The following is a 3,781-nucleotide window of genomic DNA, read 5'->3' on the forward strand; positions in this document are numbered from 1 at the left end:
AGTGGTGAGCAGGGATACCGGAGTGGTGAGCAGGGATACCGGAGTGGTGAGCAGGGATACCGGAGTGGTGAGCAGGGATACCGGAGTGGTGAGCAGGGGTACCGGAGTGGTGAGCAGGGGTACCGGAGTGGTGAGCAGGGGTACCGGAGTGGTGAGCAGGGGTACCGGAGTGGTGAGCAGGGATACCAGTCTGGCGACCAGGGAACGAACCTCCCGGCGCAGTGGATCTGCCGTCAGTCGTTTGTGCCCGTTCCAATCTCCTCGCTATTGATCAGGCAAGAGTGTACAGCGCGGCGGGTGGCACCTTACCCGGGAAGGAGAAACGGACTGCCCGGAGGTCGGGCTTCCTAGATTAAGCGCGGGGTGACGTAATAGAAAATGGCAAAGAAGTGGCAGGCGCTACCGGTGAGGACGAAGAAATGCCAGATGGCGTGATTGAAGGGGAGACGATCCCAGAGGTAAAAGATGACCCCGAGGGTATAGGCCACTCCCCCGGCAAATAAGAGCGACAGGCCATTGGTCGCCAGGGCGGCGGAAAGCGGCTTCCAGGCGATTACCACCATCCACCCCAGGGCAATGTAGAGCAGCGGTCCAACAACGCGCAGGCGATGGGTGCTGTAGATCTTCAGGATCGCGCCCACCGTTCCCAGCCCCCAAACCGTGCCGAACAGCCATGAGGGGAGGCTCCCCTCGCCCGGTGGAAGCGAGGCAATGGGCCCGACGGAGCACGCCGGTCGGACTCGGTCCGGTGCCGGTTAGACGGAAGCGCCTTCGGGGACGAGGACCGGTAGGGCAAACTCTTGGGGAAAGGGGGCATCTTTGGGGGCAGGTTTCCGGTTCCTTCTTCGGAGAGGCTGAAGGATATGCCAGGGCCACTATGGATTCCAGGCATGTTCTCAAGCGCTTCCACTAAAGCCCAGAGAAAAGGCCGATCCAGTAAAACCGGATCGGCCTTTTGCTCTGTCCTGATCCATTTGCCCAGCTCACCAAAATACCAGAGGAAACAGGATTGTCGGTTTCCTGTCAAATGTGTGTAGACCCGGTGCAGATGTACTCCCAAACAGAAATAGATCCATCTACTACGCCACACAACGGTCAAGAGTAAAAACTATACCCCGTGCTTACCGGGGCAAGTTTGAACTTGGGATCTCATAACAAACTCCGCAAGCTTGCCAAGAAGGTGGCTAAATTGCTCCATGGGGATAACCTCGTGCCGTGAGGGTGGTTTTCCTTTGGAGGCGGACTCCCCCACGAAAATCACAGGTACTGCGCCGGGAGGGATTTTCAATGTGTTCCTGAGTACGTTGAAATAATGGTCGCATATCGCTAGACGTTCCATTTGTGGCCTCGAGGCTTCCAAGCAAAGCTGTCTCAAGCACTGCAAGTATTCAGATGCAAGAGGTAATAAGTCAAAAACGTTTGGCTGTTGTTCAATCTGTGCTGTCAGTTTCTTCCAGTTATGACCAGAACTGATTAGCTGCTCGGTAACAATTAAGGTTTTTATTTGAAAAACTAAAGAAGCATCTTCAGAATTTCTTTCGCCTGTACAATTTAAAGTAGAAAAAGGGATATCCCTGTGTTGGGCAAAGTTCCGCAGCTCATAGAGGAACCGATAGGCGAAAGACCCAGCGTGCAAATCCTTTCTCTTTGCGTCCCAGGTGAGCCATTCGGTGGAGTCTCGGCCATGAATCTTTTCAAGTTGCCTGTCAACATGCGCCAGAAAAGCACTTGTAGACGATAGGAAGTTTGTAGTTTTCTGCGACAGCGATGTCATTACATCCATTACAACAGAAACTGGGGCAAGAATTGAGGATGTTAAACTATTTAAATGTGATGTAGATTCGTCAATCAAGTTTACTAGCTCTTTGTAGTTCTTTTCAACGACGTCAAACGCCATGACAATGGGCTGTAAATTGAATATGACGCCGACGATCTCATTCATTTCAGCTAGGACGTCAGAGTCAACCACTGTACAATGCACGGAGATGTCCATTGTTCCATCCGGCTTCGGTATATAGTAACCAAATCTGCGTATTTCTGTTTTCTCTGCCATATCCACCGTGGCGTGTAGTGGGCATCTGAAACTTTTCTGAGGTCCAGACGCCAAAGTGTTGTTGCCCAAGTCAGGCTTCTCTGTCAGAGAAGACCTGGGTGGCATTCCGATGTTACAAGCTCATTATGTATTTAATGATTTCGCCTTCTTGTTCCAGGCGGGCGAAATAACCATTAAGTGTGCGGAATTCCTGCCAAACATGCTTCAACAGTTGCACAAAATCCATTCTCGCCAGGATTTCAACGAACCAACTAGCATCCCCCTCCGTCGCCCGGCCGGTATCTGGGCCGGCCATGGCGCTGGTTGAAATCGATTTCCAAACGACGATACGCGCCCCATTTGGGGGCCACTTAATCCTCAAGCTTAGCTTCATCTGGCAATGTAGCTCGTATTGTGATTTTTAATAACTCTGCGGCCTCTTCAAGCTTGTCAATCTCCCATATTACTGTATGCAAGTGGTTCGTATCGAAATGTGTACCCTTGCTCTTGAAAAATGATCTTTCACATGTGTAGATAACCGGTTTCCCTAGTCCTTCGGCAAAGCCAGCTTCCCAATAAGCACCATGATTTCCATCTGTCAGCTCTGCGATTAAGAACATTGAAGTTCTTATTTCGACACGTAATCGATCATCAATCGAACCAGCTCTAGGTTTTTCATCGAGTTTTACTAAATCAAAACCTGTCTGCTTAACAACTTTCTTAAACACTTTAAATACATTATCGATTATTTCTTTGCCGAATGGCATGGCCATAAAAGCTTTTCTGCCATTAGAAGATCTTCGTTGAAGCAAATCAAAACTATTCCAACCATCAAATGTTAAAGTAACTCTGTTTATTGCGTTATTGCTTTTGAGTATACCTTTGTCTTTAAGGTGATTCACAATGAACATGTAATTATCATTATTCAACGATCCAATTACAGACCTATGGAATTCCGGATTTAAATCGATATATTCACCAGGAGCTTGAATCGTATCACCAATCCACAAAATAAGATTATTTGCCTGTTCAATTGGGCTTGGTAACCGGTTGTTTTCTAAAATAGCTTCTACTGTTTTTGAATCTAATTCAGGGAAATAATTTTCTTTTTGCATCTTTCGAACAGCATGGCTAAATATTGCAGAAGTTTTATCATTAATACGTGACTTTAGGTTTTTTGTTGCAGTTCGTGTAATGGAAAATTGACCACAACGAGGACAATCATAATCATATATATCGGCACGTCCACGGCTACCACTATCAATCGCCACAGAACCGCAAATTGGACAATTTTCTTTTATCATTGCAATCTCCGAACTGTAAGTTTGTTCAACTCATTATGGAGGGGATCCCAAATGGCACGTGTTTCGCCCATAACATTGTTACATATCGCGGAGTTAGGTCGATGCCCAGAACCATGGGGTTCGTCATTCTGACGGCAGCGAGGGCGGATAAGGACAACTTGGGTGGTCGGTTTTCTCTTGATCCTCCCGCCCCATTTCCATCGTCAATTAGGGCCCCGCTTCTCATTCCTCATTTGAGCCTGGCATCATCAGTAGGGCTTCCCTCTTACCGCAGTCTACATTTGCACGTTGTCAACTTGTGGGCCCGGGAGGCTTCCCGTAAAGCCACTGATATGATGCAACCCGGAAATCCTCCGTACCGGGTCTACACGGCCTGTTGCCCAAAACGATTCAAAGGTTTGGGGGTAAACGTCCGGTTCCGTGGGGCGGAAGCAGTAGTTGTCCG

At 48.6% G+C, this 3,781-nt stretch carries 4 protein-coding genes; all 4 read right to left on the reverse strand.

What is annotated here, in order from left to right; all coding sequences use genetic code 11:
* Positions 1-347 precede the first annotated feature (347 nt).
* Positions 348-713, reverse strand: a complete 366-nt coding sequence (gene trhA, locus JFN93_RS25220; RefSeq protein ID WP_199387163.1) for a PAQR family membrane homeostasis protein TrhA — start codon at positions 711-713, stop codon at positions 348-350.
* Positions 714-1,108: 395 nt separating this feature from the next.
* A complete protein-coding gene (locus JFN93_RS25225) occupies positions 1,109-2,053 on the reverse strand; it encodes a hypothetical protein (protein ID WP_199387160.1) in 945 nt (314 codons plus the stop codon).
* Positions 2,054-2,165: 112 nt separating this feature from the next.
* Positions 2,166-2,426: a hypothetical protein gene (locus tag JFN93_RS25230; RefSeq protein ID WP_199387161.1), complete on the reverse strand. Its 261-nt coding sequence runs from the start codon at positions 2,424-2,426 to the stop codon at positions 2,166-2,168.
* A complete protein-coding gene (locus tag JFN93_RS25235) occupies positions 2,404-3,336 on the reverse strand; it encodes a hypothetical protein (protein ID WP_199387162.1) in 933 nt (310 codons plus the stop codon). The genes JFN93_RS25230 and JFN93_RS25235 overlap by 23 nt, the downstream gene beginning before the upstream one ends.
* Between the last annotated feature and the right edge of the window lie 445 nt (positions 3,337-3,781).

Source organism: Geomesophilobacter sediminis (genome assembly GCF_016458275.1).
Lineage (GTDB): Bacteria > Desulfobacterota > Desulfuromonadia > Geobacterales > Geobacteraceae > Geomesophilobacter > Geomesophilobacter sediminis.

Bases quoted from the DNA above. Each gene is read 5' to 3' on its own strand.
- JFN93_RS25235 (WP_199387162.1), bottom strand. From the start codon at position 3,336: ATGATAAAAGAAAATTGTCCAATTTGCGGTTCTGTGGCGATTGATAGT.
- JFN93_RS25225 (WP_199387160.1), bottom strand. From the start codon at position 2,053: ATGGCAGAGAAAACAGAAATACGCAGATTTGGTTACTATATACCGAAG.
- JFN93_RS25230 (WP_199387161.1), bottom strand. From the start codon at position 2,426: ATGAAGCTAAGCTTGAGGATTAAGTGGCCCCCAAATGGGGCGCGTATC.